Origin of the sequence: Streptococcus infantis (assembly GCF_047460825.1) — a bacterium.
In the GTDB taxonomy this organism is placed as follows: Bacteria; Bacillota; Bacilli; order Lactobacillales; family Streptococcaceae; genus Streptococcus; species Streptococcus infantis_V.
In genome coordinates this window covers 1-25,721 of record NZ_JASHFO010000021.1, presented here as the reverse complement: position 1 = coordinate 25,721, position 25,721 = coordinate 1, and the positions used below count along the sequence as shown (strand labels likewise).

General features: G+C 41.6%; 35 protein-coding genes and 1 tRNA gene. 22 read left to right on the top strand and 14 right to left on the bottom strand.

The window, feature by feature from the left end; translation table 11 throughout:
• Window positions 1–14 precede the first annotated feature (14 nt).
• Entirely contained in the window at window positions 15–356 is a 342-nt protein-coding gene (locus QM911_RS07130; RefSeq protein WP_261143842.1) for a DUF771 domain-containing protein, read from the top strand.
• A gap of 43 nt (window positions 357–399) precedes the next feature.
• The gene (locus QM911_RS07125; protein WP_414313540.1) at window positions 400–1,542 is read left to right on the top strand and encodes a tyrosine-type recombinase/integrase; all 1,143 of its coding nucleotides are present in this window, start codon (window positions 400–402) and stop codon (window positions 1,540–1,542) included.
• A gap of 50 nt (window positions 1,543–1,592) precedes the next feature.
• Here QM911_RS07125 and QM911_RS07120 read toward each other — a convergent pair.
• Both QM911_RS07120 and QM911_RS07115 read right to left on the bottom strand, forming a co-directional pair.
• Window positions 1,593–1,665 (bottom strand) — tRNA-Lys (locus QM911_RS07120).
• 263 nt (window positions 1,666–1,928) lie between these two features.
• Window positions 1,929–3,200, bottom strand: a complete 1,272-nt coding sequence (locus tag QM911_RS07115; RefSeq protein ID WP_414313546.1) for a replication-associated recombination protein A — start codon at window positions 3,198–3,200, stop codon at window positions 1,929–1,931.
• Between the two features lie 115 nt (window positions 3,201–3,315).
• Between QM911_RS07115 and QM911_RS07110 the strand changes: the two genes are divergently transcribed.
• The 9 genes from QM911_RS07110 to QM911_RS07070 all read left to right on the top strand — a co-directional run bounded on the left by QM911_RS07110 (window position 3,316) and on the right by QM911_RS07070 (window position 10,775).
• Window positions 3,316–3,786, top strand: coding sequence for a DUF3013 family protein (locus tag QM911_RS07110; protein WP_414313539.1), 471 nt, complete (start codon window positions 3,316–3,318; stop codon window positions 3,784–3,786).
• Between the two features lie 18 nt (window positions 3,787–3,804).
• Window positions 3,805–4,884, top strand: coding sequence for a site-2 protease family protein (locus QM911_RS07105; RefSeq protein WP_414313538.1), 1,080 nt, complete (start codon window positions 3,805–3,807; stop codon window positions 4,882–4,884).
• Between the two features lie 23 nt (window positions 4,885–4,907).
• A complete protein-coding gene (locus tag QM911_RS07100; protein WP_414313537.1) occupies window positions 4,908–5,450 on the top strand; it encodes a hypothetical protein in 543 nt (180 codons plus the stop codon).
• A 49-nt stretch (window positions 5,451–5,499) separates the two neighbouring features.
• Window positions 5,500–5,934: an NUDIX hydrolase gene (locus QM911_RS07095; RefSeq protein WP_414313536.1), complete on the top strand. Its 435-nt coding sequence runs from the start codon at window positions 5,500–5,502 to the stop codon at window positions 5,932–5,934.
• A complete protein-coding gene (locus QM911_RS07090; RefSeq protein WP_414313535.1) occupies window positions 5,931–6,404 on the top strand; it encodes a GNAT family N-acetyltransferase in 474 nt (157 codons plus the stop codon). Before QM911_RS07095 ends, QM911_RS07090 begins: the two co-directional genes overlap by 4 nt.
• Before the next feature lie 137 nt (window positions 6,405–6,541).
• Window positions 6,542–7,492, top strand: coding sequence for a 50S ribosomal protein L11 methyltransferase (prmA, locus tag QM911_RS07085; RefSeq protein ID WP_153224903.1), 951 nt, complete (start codon window positions 6,542–6,544; stop codon window positions 7,490–7,492).
• A 1-nt stretch (window position 7,493) separates the two neighbouring features.
• Entirely contained in the window at window positions 7,494–8,237 is a 744-nt protein-coding gene (locus QM911_RS07080) for a 16S rRNA (uracil(1498)-N(3))-methyltransferase (RefSeq protein WP_414313534.1), read from the top strand.
• Window positions 8,238–8,247: 10 nt separating this feature from the next.
• Complete coding sequence (gene pepF, locus QM911_RS07075; protein ID WP_414313533.1) at window positions 8,248–10,044, top strand: oligoendopeptidase F; 1,797 nt, start codon at window positions 8,248–8,250, stop codon at window positions 10,042–10,044.
• Between the two features lie 281 nt (window positions 10,045–10,325).
• The gene (locus QM911_RS07070) at window positions 10,326–10,775 is read left to right on the top strand and encodes a thioredoxin domain-containing protein (RefSeq protein WP_414313545.1); all 450 of its coding nucleotides are present in this window, start codon (window positions 10,326–10,328) and stop codon (window positions 10,773–10,775) included.
• A 100-nt stretch (window positions 10,776–10,875) separates the two neighbouring features.
• Here QM911_RS07070 and QM911_RS07065 read toward each other — a convergent pair whose 3' ends face one another.
• Window positions 10,876–11,640: a (S)-acetoin forming diacetyl reductase gene (locus QM911_RS07065; protein ID WP_414313532.1), complete on the bottom strand. Its 765-nt coding sequence runs from the start codon at window positions 11,638–11,640 to the stop codon at window positions 10,876–10,878.
• Between the two features lie 273 nt (window positions 11,641–11,913).
• Here QM911_RS07065 and QM911_RS07060 point away from each other — a divergent pair, with 273 nt between their 5' ends.
• Together QM911_RS07060 and QM911_RS07055 are read left to right on the top strand one after the other, a co-directional pair.
• Window positions 11,914–12,705, top strand: a complete 792-nt coding sequence (locus QM911_RS07060; protein WP_414313531.1) for a DUF2785 domain-containing protein — start codon at window positions 11,914–11,916, stop codon at window positions 12,703–12,705.
• A gap of 109 nt (window positions 12,706–12,814) precedes the next feature.
• Window positions 12,815–13,483: an MIP/aquaporin family protein gene (locus QM911_RS07055; protein ID WP_004250764.1), complete on the top strand. Its 669-nt coding sequence runs from the start codon at window positions 12,815–12,817 to the stop codon at window positions 13,481–13,483.
• Window positions 13,484–13,567: 84 nt separating this feature from the next.
• Here the strand turns inward: QM911_RS07055 and QM911_RS07050 are convergent, their stop codons facing one another.
• The 8 genes from QM911_RS07050 to QM911_RS07015 all read right to left on the bottom strand — a co-directional run bounded on the left by QM911_RS07050 (window position 13,568) and on the right by QM911_RS07015 (window position 17,247).
• Window positions 13,568–13,690: a hypothetical protein gene (locus QM911_RS07050; protein ID WP_414313548.1), complete on the bottom strand. Its 123-nt coding sequence runs from the start codon at window positions 13,688–13,690 to the stop codon at window positions 13,568–13,570.
• Between the two features lie 11 nt (window positions 13,691–13,701).
• Window positions 13,702–14,193: a preQ(1) synthase gene (queF, locus tag QM911_RS07045; protein ID WP_000082591.1), complete on the bottom strand. Its 492-nt coding sequence runs from the start codon at window positions 14,191–14,193 to the stop codon at window positions 13,702–13,704.
• Window positions 14,194–14,211: 18 nt separating this feature from the next.
• On the bottom strand, window positions 14,212–14,928 hold the full coding sequence (gene queE / locus QM911_RS07040) for a 7-carboxy-7-deazaguanine synthase QueE (protein WP_414313530.1): 717 nt from the start codon (window positions 14,926–14,928) through the stop codon (window positions 14,212–14,214).
• Window positions 14,921–15,364, bottom strand: a complete 444-nt coding sequence (queD, locus tag QM911_RS07035) for a 6-carboxytetrahydropterin synthase QueD (RefSeq protein ID WP_414313529.1) — start codon at window positions 15,362–15,364, stop codon at window positions 14,921–14,923. The genes queE and queD overlap by 8 nt, the downstream gene beginning before the upstream one ends.
• Complete coding sequence (gene queC, locus QM911_RS07030) at window positions 15,364–16,017, bottom strand: 7-cyano-7-deazaguanine synthase QueC (protein ID WP_414313528.1); 654 nt, start codon at window positions 16,015–16,017, stop codon at window positions 15,364–15,366. The genes queD and queC overlap by 1 nt, the downstream gene beginning before the upstream one ends.
• 202 nt (window positions 16,018–16,219) lie before the next feature.
• A complete protein-coding gene (trxA, locus tag QM911_RS07025) occupies window positions 16,220–16,534 on the bottom strand; it encodes a thioredoxin (protein ID WP_001029584.1) in 315 nt (104 codons plus the stop codon).
• Window positions 16,535–16,548: 14 nt separating this feature from the next.
• Window positions 16,549–16,770 carry a DUF4649 family protein gene (locus tag QM911_RS07020; protein WP_004250771.1) on the bottom strand — a complete coding sequence of 74 codons (222 nt, stop codon included), beginning with the start codon at window positions 16,768–16,770 and terminating at the stop codon, window positions 16,549–16,551.
• A gap of 96 nt (window positions 16,771–16,866) precedes the next feature.
• On the bottom strand, window positions 16,867–17,247 hold the full coding sequence (locus QM911_RS07015) for a MarR family winged helix-turn-helix transcriptional regulator (RefSeq protein WP_004250773.1): 381 nt from the start codon (window positions 17,245–17,247) through the stop codon (window positions 16,867–16,869).
• Between the two features lie 180 nt (window positions 17,248–17,427).
• Here QM911_RS07015 and QM911_RS07010 point away from each other — a divergent pair, with 180 nt between their 5' ends.
• Window positions 17,428–17,802: a CidA/LrgA family protein gene (locus tag QM911_RS07010; protein ID WP_414313527.1), complete on the top strand. Its 375-nt coding sequence runs from the start codon at window positions 17,428–17,430 to the stop codon at window positions 17,800–17,802.
• Complete coding sequence (locus QM911_RS07005) at window positions 17,799–18,494, top strand: LrgB family protein (protein ID WP_001288931.1); 696 nt, start codon at window positions 17,799–17,801, stop codon at window positions 18,492–18,494. Before QM911_RS07010 ends, QM911_RS07005 begins: the two co-directional genes overlap by 4 nt.
• A 33-nt stretch (window positions 18,495–18,527) precedes the next feature.
• Here the strand turns inward: QM911_RS07005 and QM911_RS07000 are convergent, their stop codons facing one another.
• From QM911_RS07000 to QM911_RS06990, 3 genes are read right to left on the bottom strand one after another with little or no spacing between them, the layout of a single operon-like run.
• On the bottom strand, window positions 18,528–19,259 hold the full coding sequence (locus QM911_RS07000; protein ID WP_414313526.1) for a hypothetical protein: 732 nt from the start codon (window positions 19,257–19,259) through the stop codon (window positions 18,528–18,530).
• Between the two features lie 15 nt (window positions 19,260–19,274).
• Window positions 19,275–19,970: an ABC transporter ATP-binding protein gene (locus tag QM911_RS06995; protein WP_414313525.1), complete on the bottom strand. Its 696-nt coding sequence runs from the start codon at window positions 19,968–19,970 to the stop codon at window positions 19,275–19,277.
• A gap of 3 nt (window positions 19,971–19,973) precedes the next feature.
• Window positions 19,974–20,339, bottom strand: coding sequence for a GntR family transcriptional regulator (locus QM911_RS06990; protein WP_000119157.1), 366 nt, complete (start codon window positions 20,337–20,339; stop codon window positions 19,974–19,976).
• A 139-nt stretch (window positions 20,340–20,478) separates the two neighbouring features.
• Between QM911_RS06990 and nrdR the strand changes: the two genes are divergently transcribed.
• From nrdR to QM911_RS06955, 7 genes are all read left to right on the top strand, one after another.
• Window positions 20,479–20,952 carry a transcriptional regulator NrdR gene (gene nrdR, locus QM911_RS06985; RefSeq protein ID WP_001203674.1) on the top strand — a complete coding sequence of 158 codons (474 nt, stop codon included), beginning with the start codon at window positions 20,479–20,481 and terminating at the stop codon, window positions 20,950–20,952.
• On the top strand, window positions 20,953–22,119 hold the full coding sequence (locus tag QM911_RS06980) for a DNA helicase (RefSeq protein WP_414313524.1): 1,167 nt from the start codon (window positions 20,953–20,955) through the stop codon (window positions 22,117–22,119).
• On the top strand, window positions 22,120–23,016 hold the full coding sequence (gene dnaI / locus QM911_RS06975) for a primosomal protein DnaI (RefSeq protein ID WP_414313523.1): 897 nt from the start codon (window positions 22,120–22,122) through the stop codon (window positions 23,014–23,016). It abuts the gene before it with no gap.
• A complete protein-coding gene (locus QM911_RS06970) occupies window positions 23,013–23,726 on the top strand; it encodes an NADPH-dependent oxidoreductase (protein ID WP_049503244.1) in 714 nt (237 codons plus the stop codon). Before dnaI ends, QM911_RS06970 begins: the two co-directional genes overlap by 4 nt.
• A 13-nt stretch (window positions 23,727–23,739) precedes the next feature.
• Window positions 23,740–25,050, top strand: coding sequence for a ribosome biogenesis GTPase Der (der, locus tag QM911_RS06965; RefSeq protein WP_045762664.1), 1,311 nt, complete (start codon window positions 23,740–23,742; stop codon window positions 25,048–25,050).
• Window positions 25,051–25,133: 83 nt separating this feature from the next.
• Window positions 25,134–25,472 (top strand): hypothetical protein, encoded by a 339-nt coding sequence (locus QM911_RS06960; protein WP_414282506.1) that lies wholly within the window; start codon window positions 25,134–25,136, stop codon window positions 25,470–25,472.
• A 170-nt stretch (window positions 25,473–25,642) separates the two neighbouring features.
• Window positions 25,643–25,721 (top strand): IS630 transposase-related protein (locus QM911_RS06955; RefSeq protein ID WP_414313544.1); only part of this gene is annotated, 79 nt, incomplete at its 3' end.

The following is a 25,721-nucleotide window of genomic DNA, read 5'->3' as shown; positions in this document are numbered from 1 at the left end:
AAGGAGAATTTTCTATGACTGAGATAAATAAAATTACTGTTGATTTAATCAATGTAGAGATACAATTGCCAGAAGATAAAATTATTGTCGATAGAAAAGAATATGATAATTTACAACATAATTCTTCTCAAGGTAGATATATGACCTTATCTGATGTTCTACAACTTCTATCAGTTTCAAGACCGTGGTTACTTGATAATGTATTGTATAACCCAAAAATCCGTAGAGAAATTGATGTTGAATTAAATCCAAATGGGTTTGTTAAATATCCTGAGAATCAAGGTGGACGCTATTTCTTTTTGGCGAGTAAAACCAAACAATGGTTTGAAGATAACTTCAGAGAAATTATGGTATAATAGCCTTGGCAAAACCTTGGTTATCTAATGAAAGAGGTAACTAGTGGCAACTTTTAGACAACGTACAAAAGGTGGTACATGGGATTATAGAATTGTAGATAATAACAAAAAACTGCTTGCATCTAGAGGTGGATTTAGAACGAAGAAGGAAGCTGAAAAAGAAGCTTTAGCCATCGAATTAAAATTAATGTCAGGAGCAAAAATTAATTCGCAAGCTAGTTTATATGAGTTATGGGAAGAGTGGTTTGATGTTGTTGTAAGACCACTTGGAAAAAGTGAATCAACGCTTTTTAAGCATAAGAAGCGAGGAGACTTGATAAAGGAGCTTTTTCAAGATAGACCGGCAACTTCTATTCGTTTTAGCCAATATCAACGAGCTTTAAATTCGTATGCTGAGAGGGTTACAAAAGATACTGTAGCACGACTAAACTCAGAAATCCGAAAAGTCATTCAGTTTGCTCAACGTGACCAATTAGATATAGTTGATTTTACTGATGGTGCGATTATTTCAGGGATGAAGAAAAGCAAGACAACAGACGAAAAATATATTGACAATATTGAAGACTATTATAAGATTTTAGTTCATTTAAAAAGTCATCTTAATTACAGTAAATCTGTGATTCCTTATCTTTTGTTTGTTTCCTTTAAAACAGGGATGCGTTTCGGAGAGATTTTAGGTTTAACTTGGGATTGCATTGATTTTGAAAATCAAGTCATTCACACTTATAGGCGGTACTATAATTATAAATGGAGACCACCCAAAACGGGCACATCTGTTAGAGATGTACCCGTAGATGAAGAAACATCTGATGTTTTGAAATTATTAAAGAAAGAACAAAAGATTGTCTATAGAAATCAAGGTATTAAGGAAAAAGAAAATTTCCTCTTCTATGATACTGTGTATGGAGTTCCTAGTAACAATGCTGTAAATCAAAGCTTACAATCGATACTAAAAAAACTAGAAATTTTTCCATATAATTTAACTGCTACGGGTATAAGGCATACTTATGCGAGCATGTTGCTTGCAAAGGGAATTGATATCTGGGTGGTTGCTCATGTAATGGGACATAAAAATATAAAACAGGTAACAGAAACATATGGTCATCTTTTAAAAGAGAAGAAAGAAAAAGAACATCAGATTATTCGAAACCTTTTAAGTGAGTATTCGTTGGTAGAACAAAAGTAGAACAGATACGAAAAAAAGCCTTTAGAATAAGGCTTTTAGACACTAAATTATGCCCCCTACAGGGCTCGAACCTGTGACCCATAGATTAAGAGTCTACTGCTCTACCAACTGAGCTAAGGAGGCAAATAAAAAGCTGTATTGGTGCCGAAACTTCACGGTTTGTATTGAACCCGCGCAATTAAGCAGGTGGGCAACTCGCTCTAACTGAAGCTGTTTCCGTGTGAGACGGCCTACATGCTGTTAGAAGACTTTTGTTTCCCTAATAATACAAAAAATAGTCGGTCAACACTTAAGTGTGAGGTCGTACACCACAGCGTTTCTATGTTTATATAATACCACTTTTTCAAAAAAAATCAAGGGGTAAATGTAATTATTTGGATAGGATTTCACAAATTTCGTAATTTATCTATGGTTTCCTTGCGTTGAGCTAGGGCACGTTCGTATTTCCCAGTATCTTCTGGTGAGAAGTAGCTATGGTCGCGAATTTTTTCTGGTAAATAATCTTGTTTGACCCAGTGGCCTGGATAACTATGTGGATAGAGGTAGTTTTGCGCATTGCCCAGTTCCTTGCTACCGCTATAGTGACCATCTCGCAGGTGTCTTGGAATTGGTAAGTGACCAGATGTTTTAAGATCAGCCAGGGCCTTATCCATAGCCACATAGGCTGTGTTTGACTTGGGCGAGAGTGCCAAATCAATGACGACATTGGCAATGAGAATGCGAGCCTCTGGGAAACCAATCCTTTGTGCAGCATCTAAGGCAGTCACAGTATGGATCTGGGCTTCAGGATTGGCCAAGCCAATATCCTCATAAGCAATCACAGTTAAACGACGTGCCAGGCTAGGTAGGTCACCAGCCTCTATCAGGCGAGCAGCATAGTGAAGACTGGCATCGACATCTGAACCTCGAATGGATTTCTGCAGAGCAGAGAGAACGTCGTAATGTCCATCTCCATCCTTGTCCATAGTAATGTAGCTTCTCTGGAGACTATTTTCCATGATATCCAGCGTGATATGGCGGATGCCTTCATCATTTGCCGGAGTAGAAAGAATTGCCAAATCCAGTGAGTTGAAGGCAGAGCGGAGGTCTCCATTGGTAGATGTTGCGATAAAATCAAGGGCATCAGCATCTAGCTCAACTGGGAAATCAAATCCTCGTTCAGGATCAGTCAGGGCGATTTGAATGGCCTCTTTGACATCTTGGTTAGATAGAGGTTCCAACTCAAAAATCTGAACACGACTACGGATGGCTGGAGTGACAGAAAAGAAAGGATTTTCAGTAGTAGCCCCAATCATGATAACCAATCCACTTTCCAAGAGAGGAAGGAGGAAGTCTTGCTTAGTCTTGTCGAGACGGTGGATTTCGTCTAATAGCAATACAAGCCCTCCTGAGAATTTAGCTTCCTCGGCGATTTCTTGGAGACGTTTTTTGCTATCAACTGTCGCATTAAAGGTCCGAAAGGCATACTTGGTCGTTCCAGCGATGGCCGAAGCGATACTGGTTTTTCCGATGCCTGGAGGTCCATAAAGAATCATGGATGACAGGCGGTTAGCTTCCACCATGCGACGGATGATTTTTCCTGGGCCCACCAGATGCTCTTGACCGATGACCTGGTCGATGGTTTTGGGGCGCATACGAAGCGCGAGATTGTCTGGCATAGCAGTCCTTTCTAACATGGATTTTCTGATACTAATGTGGTAATATGGTAGTATCTATTTTAGCATATTTCCGAGTATTCGGGGCGATTTAAGAGTCGTATAGAAAGAGGACAAAATGGCAACATACGGATTTTTAGATGTTTTACAAGAAGAGTTGGACAAGAACTTTCCTTTTGATTATGAGATTAGCTGGGACAAGCGCAATCATGCGGTAGAAGTGAGTTTTCTGCTAGAGGCGCAAAATGCCGCAGGAGTGGAGATGCTGGATGAGGACGGAGAGGTGTCGTCAGACGATATCCTTTTTGAAGAAGCGGTGCTCTTTTACAATCCTGCTAAGTCAACAGTCAATGCAGAAGACTATTTGGCAGTTATCCCTTACCTACCTAAAAAAGGTTTTTCTCGTGAATTCTTAGCTTATTTTGCGCTATTTCTTAAGGATACTGCCGAGGTCGGACTAGATGCTCTCATGGACTTTTTGGAAGACCCAGAAGCAGAAGAATTCGTCATGGAATGGAACCAAGAAGTCTTTGAAGAAGGAAAAGCAGGCTTGGAAGAGGGAGAATTTTACCCTTATCCGAGATACTAGGAGTTGGTTGGAGATTTTATGAAGAAAATTGGGATTTATTTGGTTTATGTGCTAGCTTTTGCCTTTATTATGCTAGCTTTTGCTTGTGGAACCATCGCATTTGCAGAGTTGGGATATTCCGCAGTTTTAGCCTTTACTTTTGGTTATGCCTTCGCTCTTCTAAGCATGTATGTGATCTTTATTCTTCATGAGCTGGGACATGCCTTTTGTGGTTACTTGACAGGCTATAGGCTAGTAGCTTTTGGATTAGGCAACTTTCTTTTGGTTAAAAAGTCAGGCAAGTTTTATCTTAGCCGAACAGCTGTTCTCAAAAATGTTGGCGCTCAATACATTGGTTTAAAAGAGGATGAAAACGATCAAAGAATCATCCTGATGCTTTCAGGAGGCTTGATGGTTCATCTCAGCTTGATATTATTGGCGATAGTGTTTGGATTTTTGACAAGAAGCTGGTATTTTGCAGGGACTTGGATTTTTCTTAATTTGTCTTTCTTCCTAAATAACATTTTGTCAGTCGGCATCACCGATGGAGCAAAAATAGTAGAAATGATGCGGCATCCTGAGAATGTGACTTATGCTTATGTGATGTTGAGGCATTCTGCTCAAACTTTGCTGGCTCCTCAAGAATATGATTTGAAAGATTTTGTTCAACCAGTTCCTGAGGATGCAAAAGGGAGCTTTGTTGGTAGTGTATCAGCACTACAGGGATTAGTTTTTATCATGGAGGGTAAGCTTGAGTCAGCTAAAAAGCACTTGCAAACTTTACTTGAAAATACAGATAACTCAATGATTAGAACAATTTCTCAGTTATACCTTCTTCAAGTAACCTTGCTAGAAGGAGATAATAAGAAAGCGGAAGAATATGCGAGCATTCGAGGAGTCAAATCCTTTTTATCTCTAAAAACAGCAGATATGCAGGTCATTCAAGCTTGGTATCAATTTAAGGTAAAGAAAGATGTAATTCAAACTCACAAGGCTATGAAGATTACTAGACAGAAAATGAATAGCAGCCGAATGCTGCGGGATGAGAAAGCCTACTACCAGCAGTGGTTAGATGAGTTGGAACAAGCCATACAGGAAGAAGAGACTCAGGTTAGCTGAGAAATAGAAAAGGGAGCTGTCCGATGCTTCAGAAATTTAAGCGGTTATTTAGTAAGAAATCCCAAGAATCTCAAGAACGTGAGTCGTCTCTTCCCCGAAATCGCTTTGCGGATCTAGATTTCGAGCGAGTATTGAAGTCAGGAACTCGTCGCCTTGTTAATGAGGAAGGACGCTATGCTGAGGATGGGAAAATCACAGAACTTGAATTTCCTGAAGATTTTGCGGAATTTGAATTTCTAGTTGGTTTTAAGACGGAAGAGGAAGAGCAGTTTCAGCAACTATTAGCTCGTTTAAATAGTATTGATAATGCCATTCAGTCCCATTTGGAAAGCGAGTTGCAACAACCCATCCCTCAGTATGCTAAGGATCTAGGCTATACTCAGAAGAGGTGGGAGAAAACCTTTTACTTCCATCCTTGGATATTAAGTTTTGAGGAAAACCCGCCTAATCTTCGCTATGTTGCAGATTATGTAAATGATGAGTTTACGGTTTATTTTGCTAAAAAACATGGCAGATGGCAGGCGTACTGGGATGCAGAGTGCCAAAAGGAAATAGCAGAAGGCTAGTTCGGTCTTTTACAGACTCTAGTTGTTATCATAGGAAAGAGTAAACATCATGGAATTCTTGAATAAAAAGTTCGATTTCACAGGTTGCAAAATTGCTCTATTTTGTGGAGATAAGCTACTGATGATTTTGCGTGATGACAAGGAAAATATCCCTTGGCCCAATATGTGGGAGTTGCCAGGTGGTGGTCGTGAAGGGGATGAAAGTCCTTTTGAGTGCGTAGCGCGTGAAGTTTATGAAGAATTGGGAATTCATTTAAATGAGGATTGCCTGCTCTGGAGCAAGGTCTATCCCAGCATGCTCTACGAAGGCAGACAGTCGGTCTTTATGGTTAGTCAGATAAGTCAAGAACAATTTGACAATATCACCTTTGGAGATGAGGGTCAGGCTTATAAGCTGATGCCCGTTGAAGAATTTCTCACTTCTAAACAGGCAGTACCTCAGCTCCAAGGGAGATTGAGGGATTATTTGGAGGAAAGTTTATGATAAGACTTGAACGAGCAGGAGCAGAGGATTTAGAAACCGTTATTGAAATTCAAAGAGCTAGTTTTAAGTTTGTCTATGAGAAATACCAAGATGAATATGATCCCTATCTAGAAGATCACGAGCGAATCAAATGGAAATTAGTGGAGCGTCCCAATAGCTATTACTACTTTGTGAAAGAAAACGAAGAGAAGATTGGTTTTTTACGAATTCAGACTAATGAAGAGTTAACGAAAGCTTGGTTGGGAACGGCAGCGATTTTACCTCCGTATCAGGGAAAAGGGTATGGCTCTGAGGGATTGCGCTTGCTGGAAAAGGAATTTCCAACGATTAAACAGTGGGATTTGTGTACGGTATTACAGGATGCGGGGATGGTTGCCTTTTACGAGAAGAATGGCTACCAACAAACCCATATCGAACCTGAAAAAGAAGGTATGGATATGGTCTACATGAAAAAATTGATAGAGAAATAGAAAGGATGGTTCGGTTAAATTTCTAAACTGAACCCGCCCTAAACACGGTGCTAAAAAGATAAACTTCTCATAGACACAAGCGTCTTCAGAGAGTTTCCTATTTTGGCTTTGTGTTTTAAGGGCTTGGTATCTTAATAATGGAAACATGGCAAGAGTTAAAAGTTACAGTGAAGCGTGAGGGTGAGGAGTTGGTTTCCAATCTCTTGATCGAGTTAGGCGCCCAAGGGGTTGCAATTGAAGATAGCATGGACTATGTGGGGAATGTGGACCGCTTCGGTGAGATTTTCCCAGAAGTCGAGCAACAAGAGGAAATCGTGGTGACCGCCTACTACCCTGATACGGTTGATGTGGCAGTGGTGGAAGCGGACTTGCAAACTCGTCTGGCAGAATTGACAGACTTTATGGATCTGGGTGAGGTTAAGATTGGCACGACTGCCTTGGCTGAGGAAGACTGGGCCGACAACTGGAAGAAATACTATGAACCGGCACGCATCACCCATGACCTGACCATCGTACCGTCATGGACGGATTATGAAGCGACTGCTGGCGAGAAAATTATCAAGCTAGATCCAGGGATGGCCTTTGGGACAGGAACCCACCCAACAACCAAGATGAGCCTTTTTGCTTTGGAGCAGGTTCTTCGTGGTGGGGAAACGGTGCTAGACGTGGGGACTGGTTCAGGGGTCCTTTCCATTGCTAGCTCACTTCTTGGCGCTAAGGAAATCTTTGCCTATGACCTAGATGACGTGGCGGTTCGCGTCGCTCAGGAAAATATTGAGCTCAATCCAGGTATGGAAAACATCCATGTAGCCCCAGGCGATTTGCTCAAGGGCGTGGAGATTGAGGCAGATGTTATCGTGGCTAATATCTTGGCGGATATCCTCATTCATCTGACAGATGATGCTTATCGTTTAGTTAAGGATGAAGGCTACCTCATCATGAGTGGCATTATCAAGGACAAGTGGGACATGGTGCGCGAGTCGGCTGAGTCAGCTGGATTTTTCCTTGAAACCCACATGATCCAAGGGGAGTGGAATGCCTGTGTTTTCAAGAAGACCAAGGATATCTCCGGTGTGATTGGAGGCTAGCATGCAACAGTATTTTGTTAAAGGCAGTGCAATCTCTCCTGTCACCATCGAGGACAAGGAAACCAGCAAGCACATGTTTCAGGTTATGCGCTTGAAGGAGGATGACGAAGTTACTCTAGTCTTTGATGATGGGATCAAACGTTTGGCGCGCGTGATAAATGTGGAGGCGCGTCAGTTTGAATTAGTGGAAGAATTAGCTGACAATGTGGAACTGCCAGTCCAAGTGACCATCGCATCAGGCTTTCCCAAGGGAGATAAGCTGGAGTTTATCACTCAAAAAGTGACAGAGCTAGGTGCTAGCCAGATATGGGCTTTCCCTGCTGACTGGTCCGTTGCCAAGTGGGACGGCAAAAAATTGGGCAAAAAGGTTGAAAAACTAGAAAAAATCGCCCTTGGAGCAGCCGAGCAAAGCAAGCGTAATCTGATCCCAAGTATCACCCTTTTTGAGAAAAAATCAGACTTTCTAGCACAACTGAACCAGTTTGACCGCATCGTGGTGGCCTATGAAGAGTCGGCTAAAGAAGGAGAGGCAGCTGTCCTCATCCAAGCTGTTGCTGGACTGGAAAAAGGAGCAAAACTTCTCTTCGTCTTTGGTCCAGAAGGAGGTCTATCACCTGCTGAGATTGAAAGTTTTGAGACTAAAGGAGCTGTTCTAGCAGGACTTGGCCCTCGGATTCTAAGAGCAGAGACAGCGCCGCTTTATGCTTTATCAGCCATCAGTGTATTACTAGAATTAGAGAAATAAGAGGAAGAAGATGGAACAAAAACACCGTTCAGAATTTCCTGAAAAGGAACTTTGGGACTTAACTGCCCTATATCAAGACCGTGAGGATTTCTTGCGTGCGATAGAAAAGGCGCGTGAAGACATCAATCAATTTAGCCGTGACTACAAGGGCAATCTTCACACTTTTGAAGATTTCGAGAAGGCCTTTGCGGAATTGGAACAAATCTACATTCAGATGAGTCATATTGGTAATTACAGCTTTATGCCTCAGACGACAGACTATGGTAATGAAGATTTTGCCAATATCGCCCAGGCTGGGATGGACTTTGAGACAGATGCCAGCGTAGCTTTGACCTTCTTTGATGACGCCTTGGTGGCAGCAGACGAAGAAGTCTTGGACCGTTTGGGTGACTTGCCACATTTGACTGCAGCCATTCGTCAGGCCAAAATCAAAAAAGCCCACTATCTTGGGGCTGATGTGGAGAAGGCCTTGACCAATCTGGGTGAAGTTTTCTACAGTCCACAGGATATCTATACTAAAATGCGAGCTGGGGACTTTGAAATGGCTGATTTTGAAGCTCATGGCAAAACCTACAAAAACAGCTTTGTTACTTATGAGAATTTCTATCAAAATCACGAGGATGCCGAGGTTCGTGAGAAATCCTTCCGTTCCTTCTCAGAAGGACTTCGTAAGCACCAAAATACGGCTGCGGCAGCCTATTTAGCCCAAGTCAAATCTGAAAAACTATTGGCAGATATGAAGGGATACGGCTCAGTTTTTGATTATCTTCTGGCTGAACAAGAAGTAGACCGTGCCATGTTTGATCGTCAGATTGACCTCATCATGAAGGGCTTTGCGCCAGTTGCTCAGAGATATCTCAAGCATGTTGCCAAGGTGAATGGTCTTGAGAAGATGACCTTTGCTGATTGGAAGCTAGACTTGGACAGCGCCCTTAATCCTGAAGTGACCATTGACGATGCCTATGATTTGGTCATGAAGTCGGTAGAACCTTTGGGACAAGAATATTGTCAAGAAGTTGCTCGCTATCAAGAAGAGCGCTGGGTGGACTTTGCTGCCAATAGTGGAAAGGATTCTGGTGGCTATGCAGCTGATCCATATCGCGTGCACCCTTATGTCCTCATGAGCTGGACAGGTCGTTTGAGTGATGTCTATACCTTGATTCATGAAATCGGGCATTCTGGTCAATTCATCTTTTCAGACAATCACCAAAGCTATTTTAACGCCCACATGTCGACCTACTATGTTGAAGCACCGTCAACCTTCAATGAATTGCTTTTAAGTGGTTACTTGGAGCATCAGTCTGATGATCCGCGTCAAAAACGCTTCGCTCTTGCTCACCGCTTGACAGATACCTACTTCCATAATTTCATCACCCACCTTTTGGAAGCAGCATTTCAGCGTAAGGTATATACATTGATTGAAGAAGGAGAAACCTTTGGAGCAAGCAAGCTCAACAGCATTATGAAGGAAGTTTTGACAGATTTCTGGGGAGATGCTATTGAAATTGATGACGATGCGGTCTTGACTTGGATGCGCCAAGTTCACTATTACATGGGCTTGTATAGTTACACTTACTCTGCTGGTCTTGTAATTTCAACTGCTGGCTATCTCCATCTGAAACAATCAGAAACTGGAGCTGAAGACTGGCTCAATCTCCTCAAGTCAGGAGGTAGCAAAACACCACTTGAGTCAGCTATGATTATCGGAGCCGATATTTCAACAGATAAACCACTCCGTGATACCATTCAATTCTTGTCTGATACGGTTGACCAAATTATTGCCTATAGTGCCCAGTTGGGAGAGTAATACTCAATGAAAATCAAAGAGCAAACTAGGAAACTAGCCGCAGGCTGTACTTGAGTACGGAAAGGCGACGTTGACGCGGTTTGAATTTGATTTTCGAAGAGTATAAAATTAAAAAAGTGCAACAATAGAATTATATTGTTGAGATTTTAGAATGACATTTATTTCATAAAGTTTGCCGAAGACTTTGTCTTCAGACTCTGCATCATTACAGATCTATCGATTGGATTTTATATCTTGTCGTGGGCGATTAGACTAGGGAAAATACTTAGAAAAGGATGGAGATGCTAGTGCGTGTCAATAAAAAATTTAGCTTGCTTATCATTGGAATTGCTATGCCGATTTTGTTTATGATTTGGAAATTCAGTCAACCTGTTCTTCCAAAAACTTATCAGGAAGCTGTTCAGTATACTAAAGCAATCAATATGAAAGAAATGCGTTCCAAACTTGCAAATGGTGACGAGTTTGTTGTCTATATTGGAAGAGAATCTTGTCCCTACTGTCAAAAGTTTGTGCCCAATTTGGCTCTAGCGATTCAAAAAAGTCACCAGACTGTCTATTATTTGGATAGTGCTTCTGATGAAAAGGATGAGATTACAGCCTTTGCAAAAGAAATGGATATCCAAACAGTTCCGAATCTTTCAGTCTATCAAAATGGTAGTAAATCACGCTATTTAGAGCATGGAAGTTCCGCTAGTCTTGAAGAAATCCTTTCATTTTTAAAGAATGAATAGTGCTGAAGAATTATTATAAATGGCAAAAAACGACTCCGAAAATTGGAGTCGTAGAGATGATCAAAGAGGTTGGATTTTTTCCAACCTCACTTTTTTAATCTTAATGGAATTGCATACCACCATCAACGATAATGGTTTGACCTGTAATGTAGTTTGAATCTGGTCCAGCAAGGAAGCTAACTGCTGCAGCTACATCTTCTGGTTCAGATAGGCGTTTCAATGTAATATCTTTTGCGAATGTTTGCATACCCCACTCGTCGTCTTTTCCTGCATTTTTTCCAACTTCATGAGCGATATCATACATCATTGGTGTTTTAACGATACCTGGAGCATAGGCGTTGACAGTGATACCTGACTCTGCTAAATCACGCGCCAATGTTTGAGTAATACCACGAACAGCGAATTTTGTACCGCCGTAAACAGTCAAGTTTGGATTTCCGACAACACCTGCTTGAGAAGTAGCATTGATGATTTTACCACCGTGACCAAGTGATTTGAACTGAGCTTGAGCAGCTTGTGCTCCCCAAATCACACCACCGACGTTAATAGCAAATGTGCGAGCGAATTGTTCCTCTGTAATTGTATCCAGAGGTGTAGTAGGAGCGACACCAGCATTGTTTACAACAACGTTCAAGTCTCCGAAATGATCGACAACTTTTTGGAAAGCTGCAGCAACTTCTGCTTGTTTAGACACATCAGCTACAATAGCAAAAGCTTTATCTGCTGACAATTCAGCAACTGCTTTCTCAGCTGTTTCAGCGTTGTAGTCTAAAACTCCAACCTTAAAACCATCTTGAACCAAGCGTTTTGCGATTGCAAAACCGATCCCTTGACCTGCACCTGTAACGATAGCTACTTTAGACATATGATTCCTCCTCGGTATCCGTGATACCATTCAAACGTTCATAAAAGAACAGCAAAAGGTTTATAAGTGAGTCGTGATAGGTTTCTAAAAGAAGTCCTATCACGTTTTAGTATACACCTTTGTGAAATTTGTGTCAAATAAATACTTGGTTTTTGGAAAAAATTAACCCTCTAAGAGTGAAAAAATATCTGAGACTAACATATTTATCTCTTATAATGAAGATAGCTAGAAAAGAATGTTGTATAATAAATGTGTATGATTGGAGGTAGGCAGATGTATCCAGAATTGAAAAGAAAAGTAATAGAAGAAAAACCGAACTATCATCAAGAAGAAATCCTGTGGTTGCTTGAGCACTTAGGGGATACTAGTCCGGAGATTCGCGATGAATTGGTTTTTACCAGTCTGGCTAGAGGGATTCAAGAAGAGTTATTTACCAAGGAGCAATTTCAGTTGATTGCTGCTATGATTGTTTCTGATGGTGGCCTAGATAAAGAGATTGATAAGGCAGGAGCTTCAACGCTTGAACGTTCTTTTAGGGCACTTATTTATGCCAATCTCTTATCTGCCGATGGCAATCAACAGTCTCTTTTTTATCAAGTGCTTAAAACTGATATCAGAAATACGTTGCTCGATCAAGGCTTGCATTACCTTGAAAAAGAAGAGGATACGACAGGTTTTTCAAGTCAATATGGTTGGGTGCATGCTTTTGCTCATGGGGCTGATCTTTTGACTGAAGTTGTTTGTCATCCAGACTTTTCTAAAAATAGAGTTCATGAAGTATTTGACATACTTAGCCAACTATTTAAAAGAATTTCGGTTCGATTTATAGATGATGAGGACTGGCGCTTGGCCAGAGTCCTTTACGAACCTATTTTGCAAGGAAAGGTGGAGCAAGCGACACTGGCTTCTTGGATAAAATCACTTGATTTCCCGATAGAAGAGAGGGAAGATTTTTATAAATTTTCCAATTTCAGATCCTGTCTCTTAGAAGTTTATGTTCAACTCGACCAGAGAAATAATTTACAAGATGACTTGAAAAAAGCTATTCTATCTTACCAATATTAGATTTTGATTATCAAATGTGAAAACTTGCACAAAAGTTCTAAGCACATTTCTTGAAACCCTTTCCTTCTTCTGATAGACTAATACATAGTTTGAAAAAAGGAGACTTATCATGAAAAAATTTGTTGCTGAATTAATCGGTACTTTTATGCTTGTGTTCATCGGAACAGGAGCTGTTGTTTTTGGAAATGGTGTTGAAGGCCTTGGACACCTTGGAATTGCTCTTGCTTTTGGTTTGGCAATCGTAGTCGCAGCCTTCTCAATCGGAACTGTTTCAGGTGCTCACTTGAACCCAGCTGTTTCTATCGCTATGTTTGTAAACAAACGTTTGTCATCTTCAGAGCTTGTAAACTACATTCTTGGTCAAGTGGTTGGTGCTTTCCTTGCGTCAGGATCTGTATTCTTCCTCTTGGCAAATTCAGGTATGTCAACTGCAAGTCTTGGTGAAAATGCCTTGGCAAATGGAGTAACTGTCTTTGGTGGTTTCTTGTTTGAAACAATCGCAACCTTCTTGTTTGTTTTGGTCATCATGACTGTAACATCAGCAAGTAAAGGTAATGGTGCAATCGCTGGTTTGGTCATCGGTTTGTCATTGACAGCTTTGATTCTAGCTGGCTTGAACATCACTGGACTTTCAGTAAACCCAGCTCGTAGCTTGGCTCCTGCTGTCTTGGTAGGTGGTGCAGCTCTTCAACAAGTTTGGATTTTCATCCTTGCACCAATCGTTGGTGGAGTTCTTGCAGCCCTTGTTGCTAAAAACTTCCTTGGAACTGAAGAATAATTGAAACTCAAAAAGCCTTGCTCCTCATGATGAGGAACAGGGCTTTTTTTGTATTATACTCTTCGAAAATCTCTTCAAACCACGTCAGCGTCCATCTGCAACCTCAAAACAGTGTTTTGAGCTGACTTCATCAGTTCTATCTACAACCTCAAAGCAGTGCTTTGAGCAACCTACGGCTAGTTTCCTAGTTTGCTCTTTGATTTTCATTGAGTATGAGTTTAGCGGTTGTCAATTTTCTCTGGATAGAGGTCATGTTGGAAGAGGCGTTGTTCTGCCAAGCCTTCATACTTGGTTCCAGGTCTACCGTAGTTGTAGTAAGGGTCAATTGAAATACCACCGCGAGGTGTAAATTTCCCCCACACCTCTAAATAGCGAGGGTCTAGCAAGTTGACCAAGTCTTTTCCGATGGTGTTGATACAGTTTTCGTGAAAATCCCCATGATTTCGGTAACTAAAGAGGTAGAGTTTAAGGGATTTTGACTCGACACAGAGCTTGTCAGGAATGTAGGAAATATAAATCGTTGCAAAGTCTGGCTGCGCAGTGATTGGGCACAGTGAGGTAAATTCAGGGCAGTTGAATTTGATGAAATAGTCATTTTCTACATGACGATTGTCAAAGGATTCGAGGACTTCTGGTTGATAGTCAAAGATGTAGGTAGTTTCTTTATTGCCCAGTAGGCTTAAGTTTTTCATTTCTTCTTGTTGTGACATGTTTTTTTCTTTCTAATCTTAAACACCACGTTGGTTATCGTAGAGGAGGGTATGGAGTTGTGGAAGGACGCGGACATTGCCCCAGCTATCATCAGCAGCAACGCGTTCCCATAGTTCTTTGAGGCGATCTAGTTGGTCTTGGACAATATTGCCTGTAGCCTTGGGCTCAGGATTTCCAGCCGATAAGAAGAGGACATCTGGTTGGTAGCGTTCTTGAATGTCTTTGGCAAAGGTTAGATCTGCATCATCAAAAACAGGGATTTTAAAGGTGACCTTGTCTGGATCCAATTGAGAAACGATAAAGTCCAAGGTCTCGAAGTTGACTTCCATCTTAGATGAAGGAGGCTTGGGACTCAGAGTCACCTGGTCGATATCTTTCAACCAATGTTGCCAGCGGGAGCCTTGGGTTTCAACAGCCAGAGTAACACCACGTTGCTTGAGTTTGGTGACCAGTTCGGCCATGTTGGCAGCTAGGATGGCTGGATTTCCACCAGATAGGGTTACATAGTCGTAGCTTCCTAGTTTGTCTAACTCAGCGATCACTTCATCAGCTGTCATGCGAGTAGGTTTTTCAGAACCATCCCAAGTAAAGGCAGAATCGCACCAGTTGCAGTGATAGTCGCAACCTGCAGTGCGGACAAACATGGTTTTCTGGCCGATAGCACGACCTTCACCTTGAAAGGTTGGGCCAAAAATTTCTAGAACTGGTAGTTTAAGTACACGTTCACTAGTCATCTAACCACTCCCGTCTAAACTCTGCAAAGGCAGTCGGAGTTTCATAGAGGCGAACATATTCCATACGAAGACCACGCTCATCTGGCAACTCTTGGCTCATAGTTTGGAAAATCCAGTAAACCATATTTTCAGCAGTCGTATTCATGTAGGGCAGGGTCTCGTTGAGATAGCGATGATCCAAGTGGGGTTCTAAGTAGTCCTTGTAGATTTGTTTGATATCCCCAAAATCGTAGGTCATGCCACGTTCATCTAAAAATCCACTGACAGCGATTTGCAGATGATAGGTATGGCCGTGCAGGGATTTGCATTTTCCCTCATAGTGAAAGAGGTGGTGGGCAGCATCAAAGGTAAATTCTTTGGAGACTAAGGTTCTGTGAGGATTGTAGACAAGAGATTCCCCAGTTTCTCGTTTGATTTCTTTGGGGGCAAAAAACATCAGGCCTCTCCTTTCTGAGAGAGATAAACCTCTAAACCATGTTGGCGTAGATGGCAGGCAGGACAATCTCCACAACCAGTACCAATAATCCCATTGTAGCAGGTCAAGGTCTTTTCACGAACATAGTCAAAGGCACCAAGTTGGTCGGCTAATTTCCAAGTTTCAGCCTTGTCTAGCCACATGAGAGGTGTTTGGATAACGAAGTCGTAATCCATGGCAAGGTTGAGCGTGACATTGAGTGATTTGACAAAGACATCCCGACAGTCAGGATAACCTGAGAAGTCTGTTTCACATACTCCTGTCACAATATCCGTAATTCCACGCTGCTTGGCAAGGACTGCAGCAAAGGACAGAAAGAGGTGATTGCGACCGTCAACGAAGGTATTAGGCACCTCTCCTTCTTTTTGCTCAATTTCTAGATCGGAAGTCAAGGCATTTTCAGTAATTTGTCCTAGCAGAGACATATCTAGGATATGATGGCGAATTCCTTGTTCCTCAGCGATTTCTTTGGCCACTTGAATTTCGAGATGGTGACGTTGGCCATAGGCAAAGGTAACAGCTTCGATCTTTTCATAGTGTTGCTTGGCCCAGAAAAGGCAGGTTGTTGAATCTTGCCCGCCACTAAAGACGACCAAGGCTGATTGACGTTTCATAGTACTCCTTCCAAAATGGGAAATGTTCAGAGCACGCAAAAAGCTCCCTAGAGGGAGCTAAAAAATACCAAGTAGAGGTTTTTTTTAGCGATGGCATGTCCCAAACATCGTGATATTCTAATTACAGTCTAGCATATTTTTTGAAAAATGGCAAAGGGGAAGAAAAAAGAGACCAAATGAATGCACTTGGTCTCTAGTATGATTAACTCAATTCAGCAACGATAGCTTTGATTTGTTCTGCTGTATGAACACCAGCAACTTGTTTAACCACTTGTCCATCTTTTTTGAAAAGAAGAGTAGGGATAGACATGATACCGAATGAACGAGCTGTGTTTGGGTTTTCATCAACGTCCATTTTAACGATCTTCAAGACATCTTCTGAAAGTTCTTCAGACAATTTATCCAAGATTGGACCTTGCATACGACATGGACCACACCAAGTTGCCCAGAAGTCAACCAAGACCAATCCGTCTTTAGTTTCTTGTTCGAATGTTGCATCTGTAATTGCTTTTGCCATAGTATTTCTCCTTTTTAATTATATTGGCTTAAATCTTGTTTCATGAGATAGAAGAAGACATCTCCATAAGTCCCATGGTAGTCCAAATCATGCCCCTTGTAGGTTACTTTTTGGACAGGGTAGTAGTCTGCGACACCAATCAGGCAGGCATGTTGAGAACGTTCAAATTCTTCGTATGACTCGAAGGTCATGGTTCTCTCTTGCTTGCTGGCATCAAGATAAGTGATTTCAATCATAAGATTCTCCTTTGCTAAATCATATCTTCATTTTACTCCTTGGAAAAAGGAATGTCAAGAAAATTGCTTGCGCACGCAAGTTTTTTTGTAAAAATTTTAGGAAAGCCAACTTGCTTTTGTTTCAAGGCTCTCTTCTACAGCTTTTTGTAGATAGGCAAGAGTTGTCTGACCCTCCTTAGTCAGGCAGATAAAACTAGCTCGCTTATCCTGGTCACAACATCTCCGACTAAGTAAACCGCAGTTTTTGGCTTCTAGGCGTGCCACCATTCGTGATACTGCGCTTGGACTCAGATGGAGTTTGTCCGGCAGGTCAATCTGTCTCAAAGATTTTTCTTGAGCCTGATTTAAAAAGTGCAAGAGATAGAATTCTTTGAGCGTTAGGCTTTGGTCACTCTGCTCAGCAATCGTTTGCTCTAAAAGTGCTTCTAGCTCTACTTGTCGGCGGTTGAAGTCAAACCATTTTTCTAAGTAAGTCATATCAATCTCCTTTCTATATGCTAGTTATAAACAGATTTGCCTATCTGAGATGCTTGCGCACGCAATTAGTATACAACTTTTTGGAATAGATAGCAAGAAGGATGTTTCTTATATATTTCCTTGAAATTTTCTGAAAAAAGAGTAAACTGGTATGCAGAAAGTCTATTTGTGGAGTTTACAATGAAGTTATATGTTCAGTTAATGATTCTCTTTGTGATTTCTTTAATCGGTGAAGGAATCTCCAGATTTTTTCATTTGTCCATCCCTGGAAGTATCATCGGCTTGATTATTCTTTTTCTAGCCTTGCAGTTCAAATGGCTGCGCATTCGCCATGTCAACATGGTTGGAAATTTTCTCCTAGCCAACATGACCATCCTCTTTCTACCTCCTGCGGTTGGAATTATGGAAAAATTTGATGTGATTGCTCCCTATCTTCTGCCGATTGTCTTGATTGTCTTTTTTGCAGCAGTGATTAATATCATCTTGATTGCGCTTGTGGTTCAATTTATCAAAAAACGCTATGAAGGTGACTACGAAGAAAGAGGTGCTAAATGAGCGAATTTGTATCCAATCCCCTATTTGGGATTGCTTTGTCAATCTTAGCCTATCTTGGGGGAATGATGATTTTCAGACGCTATCCTCATCCCTTAACGACTCCCTTGTTGCTGTCAGCTATTTTTATTATCATCTTTCTAAAGGTAACTGGCATTTCCTATCAAGATTACTACCAAGGTGGGGTTTATCTTAATAACTTGATTGTTCCTTCAACAGTGGCTCTAGGAATTCCCCTCTATAAGAGTTTCCACTTGATGAAGCATCATGTTAGGAGTATTTTGCTGGGGAGCTTCCTAGCTGTCATCGTCAATACCACTTTTACAGCCCTAGTCGCAAAAATCTTTGGCATGGACTTTTTCCTAGCCATTTCCCTCTTTCCTAAGTCAGTAACGACCGCTATGGCAGTAGGGATTACAGAAAAGTTGCAGGGCTTGACTACCGTGACCCTAGTAGTTGTAGTAGCGACGGGGATTTTGACCAGCGTTATCGGACCAACACTTCTAAAATGGCTAAAAATAGACGATCCAGTAGCGGCTGGACTAGCCCTGGGTGGAACAGGTCACGCCGTTGGAACTGGAACGGCCTTTCGCTATGGACCAGTTGCAGGTGCTATGGGAGGACTAGCCATCGGTGTTACAGGGATTCTCTACGTATTTGTCAGTCCGATCGTAGCTAATTTGATCTTGAGTTAACGCAAAAACCCAGCTCTAGTAGCTGGGCATTTTTTATTGCAAATTAACTTTATTTTTCAAGATATAGTAGGTTCCGAGATAGAAGGCTACGCTGAGGATGAGGTCTTTAACGATTTCAAAGGAGATCATCCAATTGTAGTCGATATCTATGCGAAGGTTGAGACCAACAAAGCCGAGAATGGTTTGGATAACAATATAGGCTAAAACGGCAAGAGCTGTACGGTATTCATTAAAGAGTTGTCCGATAGAGATTGCCAAGTAGATGCAAAGGATGCCTGCTACAGTGCTAAGGATGAATGAAATCACAGAAAGCCAGAAACTATCCATGTAAAATTTAAAGAGGTATTCGAGAGAAAAGATATCAAGGAAGTTTGCACCAGTCAGAACTAAAATGATATAAATACTCAAGATAAAGACTAATGAGCTCGCCAGAGACCAGATGAAAGCACCCAAAAGTTTGGATAAAATGATTTGGTGCTCAGATACGGGGAGTGTGAGAGTTAAGTATCCCTGACGATCGTAGACACTACCCTTGAAGCGACGGATGATCAAAATCAAGGTTGAAATACTTAAGGTAATGATTAGTCCACCAAAAACCAGACCTAGAAATACTAACATAATCATTTGTTGATCGGGAGTATCGATGGATTTTAGGGAACTAGTTTGAACCCCGATAAGGGTAGAAAGAGCCAACACAGCACCATAGAGGGCTAAATACCATTTGTTAACATTTTTAAATTCATAACGAACTAAATTCCAAAACATAATAATCTCCTTTAACTAGGCTTTGAACTCATGACGGAAGAGTTGGTCGATAGACTCTCCAGACTCATAGCGAATATCATCCACATTTCCTTGACGGACGACTTTTCCATCCTTGAGGAAGATAATCTCATCCAAGATTGGTTCGATGTCTGAAATCAAGTGAGTTGAAATCAAGACAGTCGAAGTTGGAGAGTAGTTGTTGATGATGGTGTTCAAGATATAGTCACGAGCTGCGGGGTCGACACCACCGATTGGTTCATCAAGAACGTATAGACGAGCATCACGACTCATGACAAGGATCAACTGAACCTTTTCTTTGTTCCCTTTTGAGAGTTTCTTGAAACGACTGTTCTCATCGATGCCAAGGTCACGAAGGAGACCTTGAGCACGTTCCAGATTAAAATCTTGGTAGAAGGTCTTGAAATAAGTGAGAGCTTCCTTGACCTTCATCTGTTCGTTGAGGTAGGTCGTATCAGGGAGATAAGAAACAATCACCTTAGTTGCAGGGCTTGGTTCCATACCGTTGATAAGGATACGCCCTTCCTCTGGCTGTAGCAAGCCGTTGATTAGTTTAATCAAGGTTGTCTTTCCAGAACCGTTTGGACCAAGGAGGCCAACGATTTTTCCAGCTGGAATTTCAAGGGAAACATTTGTAAGAGCAGGACTTGCTCCATAGGATTTTGATACATTTTCAAATGCTAACAAGGTCATAGTTTAAACTCCTTCAATATAATCTCTCAAAACAGTCGGTAGTTCTTCTTTTTCATAACCAAATTCTACCATGCCTGTTACAAACTGTTGTAACTGTTCTTCTGACAGTTGCTTACGGGATTGGAGGATCAAGTCCAAGTCCTCTGTGACAAAGCGTCCAGATGTCCGCTTGGTATAAACGAAGCCTTCTCTCTCCAAGTCCGATAGGGCACGCTGGATGGTGTTGGGATTGACCCCTGCCTCGCTTGCCAATTCTCTAACGGTTGGAAGCTGTTGATTGGGCTCGAGTTTATGGGAAATAATCTGCAATTTGATTTTCTCCATAATCTGCAAATAAATGGGTTTATTGTTATCAAATGTCCAAGACATCACGATCTCCTTTCTATTTACCTTTGTGTTAATTCAATAATACAACAAAACAAAAAACTTGTCAAGCCAAAAGGAGAATTATTTTGGGAATCTCTTAAAAAATGGTATAATGAAAAGAAAACGACAAGGAGGGAAAGGCATGCGTTGTCCAAAATGTGGCGCTACAAAATCAAGTGTGATCGATAGTCGCCAGGCTGAAGAAGGAAATACAATCAGAAGAAGACGTGAGTGTGAAGAGTGTCAGCATCGTTTTACAACCTATGAACGTGTTGAAGAGAGAACACTAGTTGTGGTCAAAAAAGATGGTACACGGGAACAATTTTCAAGAGATAAAATCTTTAACGGGATTATTCGTTCAGCCCAGAAACGTCCAGTGTCTAGTGATGAAATTGGCATGGTGGTCAATCGCATCGAACAAAAACTCCGTAGTCGCAATGAAAATGAAATTCAGAGTGAGGTTATTGGTTCCTTGGTTATGGAAGAGTTGGCAGAGTTAGATGAGATTACTTATGTACGTTTTGCCAGTGTTTACCGTAGCTTTAAGGATGTGAGTGAGCTTGAAAGCCTACTCCAGCAGATCACACAATCCTCTAAAAAGAAAAAGGAAAAATAAATGAAGCCAAATGACCGTTTTTCTTTTGTAAAGAATAATCGGGTGTCGCAAGATACCTCATCAATGGTGCAGTGCTACCTCCCGATTATCGGTCAGGAGGCGCTGAGCCTCTATCTTTATGCTGTGACTTTTTGGGATGGTAGTCAAAAGGAACATCTCTTTGCAGCCATACTCAATCATCTGAATTTTGGGATGGATAGTCTTTTAAAGGCTTTTAAAACTCTGACAGCCATGAAATTGGTGACCCTCTATCAGCAGGGGGAGACCTATAACTTGTTACTCCATTCTCCCTTATCAACTCAAGAATTTTTACAACATACAGTTTATCGGACCTTATTAGAAAAAATGATTGGAGATAGTGCGGTTGCAGCCATGAGACAGGAAAGTGTTGAAGGGGAACCGATCTCGGTGTCCTTGAGTCAAATCTTTCCTCAGTTATCTGAGTCTGCGAGTCAAGAAACCTCTAGCAGTCAGCCTCTAGCAGATGATTTTGATTTGGAGCATTTCCGTCAGCTCATGGCTCGTGACGGTCTTCGTTTTCAAGATGAGACTTCGGATGTTTTGGCCTTGTTTGCAATAGCAGACGAGCAGAAGTGGACCTGGTTTGAGACTTATCAAGTAGCCAAAGCGACAGCAGTGTCGCAAGTGATTTCTGTCAAACGCATCCGTGAAAAGATAGCGCAACAGCCTGTGACTTCTGACTTTAGTCCCAAGGAAGCAACTATTATTCGAGAGGCTAAGAGAAAGACAGCCTTACAGTTCCTTGCTGAAATCAAGCAGACCCGCAAAGGAAGTATTACCCAGACTGAACGGGGCCTGCTCCAGCAGATGGCAGCCTTGGGTTTGCTGGATGAAGTGATCAATGTTATCCTGCTCCTGACCTTTAATAAGGTTGATTCAGCCAATATCAATGAAAAATACGCCATGAAGGTGGCTAATGACTACGCCTATCAAAATATTCGTAGTGCCGAGGAGGCTGTCCTCCGTATTCGTGAACGTGGCCAAAAAGCAAAAACGCAAAAGCAGAATCAGACTGCCCCAGCAAAAACCAATGTGCCTAAATGGAGCAATCCTGAATATAAGAATGAAACTAGCGAAGAAACTCGCTTAGAACTAGAACGTAAGAAAAAAGAAATGTTAGCTCGATTAGAAAAAGGAGGAGACTAGATGGAAAGTGTCGGAGACGTACTCAAGCGTCAACCAAGCCGATTTCAGTATCAGGATTTGGTCCAGCAAATTGTGAAAGACCCTGATGTTGCGGCCTTTATCCAGAAAGAATCTCTCAGTCAGGAGGAGTTGAACCGAAGTATTTCCAAGTTTAACCAATATATCACTGAGAGAGATAAGTTCCTCCAAGGAGATACAGACTATATCGCGCGTGGCTACAAGCCTATCCTAGTCATGAACCATGGCTATGCAGATGTCTCTTATGAGGAAACTCCGGAGCTAATCGCGGCAGAAAAAGAAGCGGCGATTAAAAATCGTCTCAAGCTAATCAATCTTCCAGCTAGCCTCAAAAAAGCCAGTCTAGCTCAAGTTGATTTGGACGACCTTGGACGCTTGCCTGTTTTTGAAAAGCTCCTAGCTTTTGTGGAACAATATCCAACTATCCGAAAAGGTCTTTATTTATATGGGGATTTTGGAGTTGGTAAGAGTTTTATGGCAGCAGCCCTGGCTCATGATTTATCTGAAAAACGTGGAGTATCTACAACTCTGCTCCACTATCCGAGCTTTGTCATTGATGTCAAAAATGCTATTGGGGATGGCTCTGTCAAAACCTTGGTAGATGAAATCAAGCTGGCAGAAGTTCTGATTTTGGATGATATCGGTGCTGAGCAATCAACACCGTGGGTCCGTGATGAAATCTTGCAGGTGATTCTTCAGTATCGCATGCAGGAAGATTTACCGACTTTCTTTACTTCAAACTTCAATTTTGAAGATTTGGAAAAACATTTTGCAAAAGGCAAGAACGGAAATGACGAAACTTGGGAAGCCAGACGTGTCATGGAACGTATCCGTTACCTTGCTGAAGAAACACAACTAAAAGGAGAAAACCGTCGATGACAGAAACTACAACATTAATGAAGTCCCACTCTTCAGTACGTCGCTTTAAGGAACAAGAAATTCCTCAAGCTGACCTAACTGAAATTTTAACTGCCGCACAAATGGCCTCTTCTTGGAAAAACTTCCAATCTTATTCTGTGATTGTTGTAAGAAGCCAAGAAAAGAAGGATGCCTTATTTGAGCTAGTTCCTCAGGAAGCGATTCGCCAGTCTGCAGCCTTTCTCCTCTTTGTCGGTGACCTAAACCGTGCAGAAAAAGGGGCTCGTCTCCATACGGATGTTTTCCAACCTCAAGGGGTGGAAGGACTCCTCATCACTTCAGTAGATGCTGCGCTTGCTGGGCAAAATACCTTGCTTGCGGCAGAAAGCCTAGGCTACGGTGGAGTGATTATCGGTTTGGTGCGTTACAAGTCTGTTGAATTAGCAGAATTGTTTAAGCTTCCTGACTATACCTATCCAGTCTTTGGGATTGCACTAGGTGTTCCAAATCAAAAGCATGATGTAAAACCAAGATTGCCACTAGAGAATGTTGTCTTTGAGGAAGAATACCAAGAACAGTCAACTGAGGCTATTGAAGCCTATGACCGTGTACAGACTGAATATGCAGGTGCGCGTGCGACTACAACTTGGAGTCAACGTTTGGCAGAGCAATTCGGCAATCCAGAACCAAGCTCGACTCGAGAAAATCTTGAGCAGAAGAAGTTATTGTAGAAAGTGAGAAAACATGGCCTTACCAACTGTTGCCATTGTAGGGCGTCCCAATGTTGGGAAATCAACCCTATTTAACCGTATCGCGGGAGAGCGCATCTCAATCGTAGAAGATGTTGAAGGTGTAACGCGAGATCGTATCTATGCCACGGGTGAGTGGCTTAACCGTTCTTTTAGTATGATTGATACTGGGGGTATCGATGATGTCGATGCGCCTTTCATGGAACAAATCAAGCACCAGGCAGAAATTGCCATGGAAGAAGCAGATGTTATCGTCTTTGTCGTGTCTGGAAAAGAGGGAATTACAGATGCGGACGAATACGTTGCCCGTAAACTTTATAAAACTCATAAACCAGTTATCCTAGCCGTTAACAAGGTTGACAATCCAGAGATGCGAAATGATATCTATGATTTCTATGCTCTGGGCTTGGGCGAACCACTACCAATCTCATCTGTGCACGGGATTGGTACAGGGGATGTATTAGACGCCATCGTCGAAAATCTCCCACATGAAGTTGAAGAAGAAAATCCAGATGTCATTAAATTCAGCTTGATTGGACGTCCAAATGTCGGAAAATCTAGCTTGATCAATGCTATTTTGGGAGAAGACCGCGTGATTGCTAGCCCTGTAGCTGGTACCACTCGTGACGCCATTGATACCCATTTTACAGATGCTGACGGTCAAGAATTTACCATGATTGATACTGCTGGTATGCGTAAGTCAGGTAAAGTCTATGAAAATACTGAGAAATACTCTGTCATGCGTGCCATGCGTGCTATTGACCGTTCAGATGTAGTCTTGATGGTGCTCAATGCCGAAGAAGGCATTCGTGAGTATGACAAGCGTATCGCTGGATTTGCCCACGAAGCTGGTAAAGGGATGATTATCGTGGTCAATAAGTGGGATACTCTTGAAAAAGACAACCACACCATGAAAAACTGGGAGGAAGATATCCGTGAGCAGTTCCAATACCTGCCTTACGCACCGATTATCTTTGTGTCAGCTTTGACCAAGCAACGTCTCCACAAGTTGCCTGAGATGATTAAGCAAATCAGCGAGAGCCAAAATACCCGTATCCCATCAGCAGTCTTGAATGATGTGATTATGGATGCTATTGCCATCAATCCAACACCGACAGACAAAGGGAAACGCCTCAAGATTTTCTATGCGACACAAGTGGCAACCAAACCACCGACCTTTGTCATCTTTGTCAACGAAGAAGAGCTCATGCACTTCTCTTACTTGCGTTTCTTGGAAAATCAAATCCGCAAGGCCTTTGTCTTTGAAGGAACACCGATTCACCTGATCGCGAGAAAACGTAAATAAAAAAGTAGAATCTGGAATGATATTTCCAGATTTTTTTGATAGAATGAAGCTAAAGAAAACGCTATCGAAAAGAGGTGTCGATAATGAAACTGTCGTTTAATCAATTGATACTCTTATTTCCTTGCTTTTGCTTTTTCTATTGGATAGACAATGCTGATAGAAACAGTAACTTTTTCCCCATCATCTACTATTTCTACTGGATTTATTTTTCCCTTTTAGCTCTGTTTAGTCTGAATCTGACAATTTTTTCATTCTTATTTTTCCCTCTTGTTCTCAAACATGTATCAGATATGAGTGCTTGGGGTGTTTGGTTGCTGTTGATAGTCCTATCTCTAGGCAGTGACTGGCTAGACTACATCTTCTTCAAAAAAATGTTTCGTTTGAGACGGGAGTTAGGGAAATCTAAAGGCGGAAGGCATTGATTTATACTCTTCGAAAATCAAATTCGCAAGGCCTTTGTCTTTGAAGGAACACCGATTCACCTAATCGCGAGAAAACGGAAGTAGTGATTGTAAAAAAAACGATAGAACATCAAGACTTGTTCTATAGTCAATTGAACCCAAAATAGTACATAATGTGGTATAATCTTCTTATGGCATATTCATTAGATTTTCGTAAAAAAGTTCTCACTTATTGTGAGCGAACAGGCAGTATAACAGAAGCATCACACG

What these genes read in the sequence shown, in the direction of transcription:
- QM911_RS07130 (WP_261143842.1), top strand. Translation starts at nt 15, where the DNA reads ATGACTGAGATAAATAAAATTACTGTTGATTTAATCAATGTAGAGATA.
- QM911_RS07115 (WP_414313546.1), bottom strand. Translation starts at nt 3,200, where the DNA reads ATGCCAGACAATCTCGCGCTTCGTATGCGCCCCAAAACCATCGACCAG.
- QM911_RS07110 (WP_414313539.1), top strand. Translation starts at nt 3,316, where the DNA reads ATGGCAACATACGGATTTTTAGATGTTTTACAAGAAGAGTTGGACAAG.
- QM911_RS07105 (WP_414313538.1), top strand. Translation starts at nt 3,805, where the DNA reads ATGAAGAAAATTGGGATTTATTTGGTTTATGTGCTAGCTTTTGCCTTT.
- QM911_RS07100 (WP_414313537.1), top strand. Translation starts at nt 4,908, where the DNA reads ATGCTTCAGAAATTTAAGCGGTTATTTAGTAAGAAATCCCAAGAATCT.
- QM911_RS07095 (WP_414313536.1), top strand. Translation starts at nt 5,500, where the DNA reads ATGGAATTCTTGAATAAAAAGTTCGATTTCACAGGTTGCAAAATTGCT.
- QM911_RS07090 (WP_414313535.1), top strand. Translation starts at nt 5,931, where the DNA reads ATGATAAGACTTGAACGAGCAGGAGCAGAGGATTTAGAAACCGTTATT.
- prmA (WP_153224903.1), top strand. Translation starts at nt 6,542, where the DNA reads ATGGAAACATGGCAAGAGTTAAAAGTTACAGTGAAGCGTGAGGGTGAG.
- QM911_RS07080 (WP_414313534.1), top strand. Translation starts at nt 7,494, where the DNA reads ATGCAACAGTATTTTGTTAAAGGCAGTGCAATCTCTCCTGTCACCATC.
- pepF (WP_414313533.1), top strand. Translation starts at nt 8,248, where the DNA reads ATGGAACAAAAACACCGTTCAGAATTTCCTGAAAAGGAACTTTGGGAC.
- QM911_RS07070 (WP_414313545.1), top strand. Translation starts at nt 10,326, where the DNA reads ATGCTAGTGCGTGTCAATAAAAAATTTAGCTTGCTTATCATTGGAATT.
- QM911_RS07065 (WP_414313532.1), bottom strand. Translation starts at nt 11,640, where the DNA reads ATGTCTAAAGTAGCTATCGTTACAGGTGCAGGTCAAGGGATCGGTTTT.
- QM911_RS07060 (WP_414313531.1), top strand. Translation starts at nt 11,914, where the DNA reads ATGTATCCAGAATTGAAAAGAAAAGTAATAGAAGAAAAACCGAACTAT.
- QM911_RS07055 (WP_004250764.1), top strand. Translation starts at nt 12,815, where the DNA reads ATGAAAAAATTTGTTGCTGAATTAATCGGTACTTTTATGCTTGTGTTC.
- QM911_RS07050 (WP_414313548.1), bottom strand. Translation starts at nt 13,690, where the DNA reads ATGAAAATCAAAGAGCAAACTAGGAAACTAGCCGTAGGTTGCTCAAAG.
- queF (WP_000082591.1), bottom strand. Translation starts at nt 14,193, where the DNA reads ATGTCACAACAAGAAGAAATGAAAAACTTAAGCCTACTGGGCAATAAA.
- queE (WP_414313530.1), bottom strand. Translation starts at nt 14,928, where the DNA reads ATGACTAGTGAACGTGTACTTAAACTACCAGTTCTAGAAATTTTTGGC.
- queD (WP_414313529.1), bottom strand. Translation starts at nt 15,364, where the DNA reads ATGTTTTTTGCCCCCAAAGAAATCAAACGAGAAACTGGGGAATCTCTT.
- queC (WP_414313528.1), bottom strand. Translation starts at nt 16,017, where the DNA reads ATGAAACGTCAATCAGCCTTGGTCGTCTTTAGTGGCGGGCAAGATTCA.
- trxA (WP_001029584.1), bottom strand. Translation starts at nt 16,534, where the DNA reads ATGGCAAAAGCAATTACAGATGCAACATTCGAACAAGAAACTAAAGAC.
- QM911_RS07020 (WP_004250771.1), bottom strand. Translation starts at nt 16,770, where the DNA reads ATGATTGAAATCACTTATCTTGATGCCAGCAAGCAAGAGAGAACCATG.
- QM911_RS07015 (WP_004250773.1), bottom strand. Translation starts at nt 17,247, where the DNA reads ATGACTTACTTAGAAAAATGGTTTGACTTCAACCGCCGACAAGTAGAG.
- QM911_RS07010 (WP_414313527.1), top strand. Translation starts at nt 17,428, where the DNA reads ATGAAGTTATATGTTCAGTTAATGATTCTCTTTGTGATTTCTTTAATC.
- QM911_RS07005 (WP_001288931.1), top strand. Translation starts at nt 17,799, where the DNA reads ATGAGCGAATTTGTATCCAATCCCCTATTTGGGATTGCTTTGTCAATC.
- QM911_RS07000 (WP_414313526.1), bottom strand. Translation starts at nt 19,259, where the DNA reads ATGTTTTGGAATTTAGTTCGTTATGAATTTAAAAATGTTAACAAATGG.
- QM911_RS06995 (WP_414313525.1), bottom strand. Translation starts at nt 19,970, where the DNA reads ATGACCTTGTTAGCATTTGAAAATGTATCAAAATCCTATGGAGCAAGT.
- QM911_RS06990 (WP_000119157.1), bottom strand. Translation starts at nt 20,339, where the DNA reads ATGTCTTGGACATTTGATAACAATAAACCCATTTATTTGCAGATTATG.
- nrdR (WP_001203674.1), top strand. Translation starts at nt 20,479, where the DNA reads ATGCGTTGTCCAAAATGTGGCGCTACAAAATCAAGTGTGATCGATAGT.
- QM911_RS06980 (WP_414313524.1), top strand. Translation starts at nt 20,953, where the DNA reads ATGAAGCCAAATGACCGTTTTTCTTTTGTAAAGAATAATCGGGTGTCG.
- dnaI (WP_414313523.1), top strand. Translation starts at nt 22,120, where the DNA reads ATGGAAAGTGTCGGAGACGTACTCAAGCGTCAACCAAGCCGATTTCAG.
- QM911_RS06970 (WP_049503244.1), top strand. Translation starts at nt 23,013, where the DNA reads ATGACAGAAACTACAACATTAATGAAGTCCCACTCTTCAGTACGTCGC.
- der (WP_045762664.1), top strand. Translation starts at nt 23,740, where the DNA reads ATGGCCTTACCAACTGTTGCCATTGTAGGGCGTCCCAATGTTGGGAAA.
- QM911_RS06960 (WP_414282506.1), top strand. Translation starts at nt 25,134, where the DNA reads ATGAAACTGTCGTTTAATCAATTGATACTCTTATTTCCTTGCTTTTGC.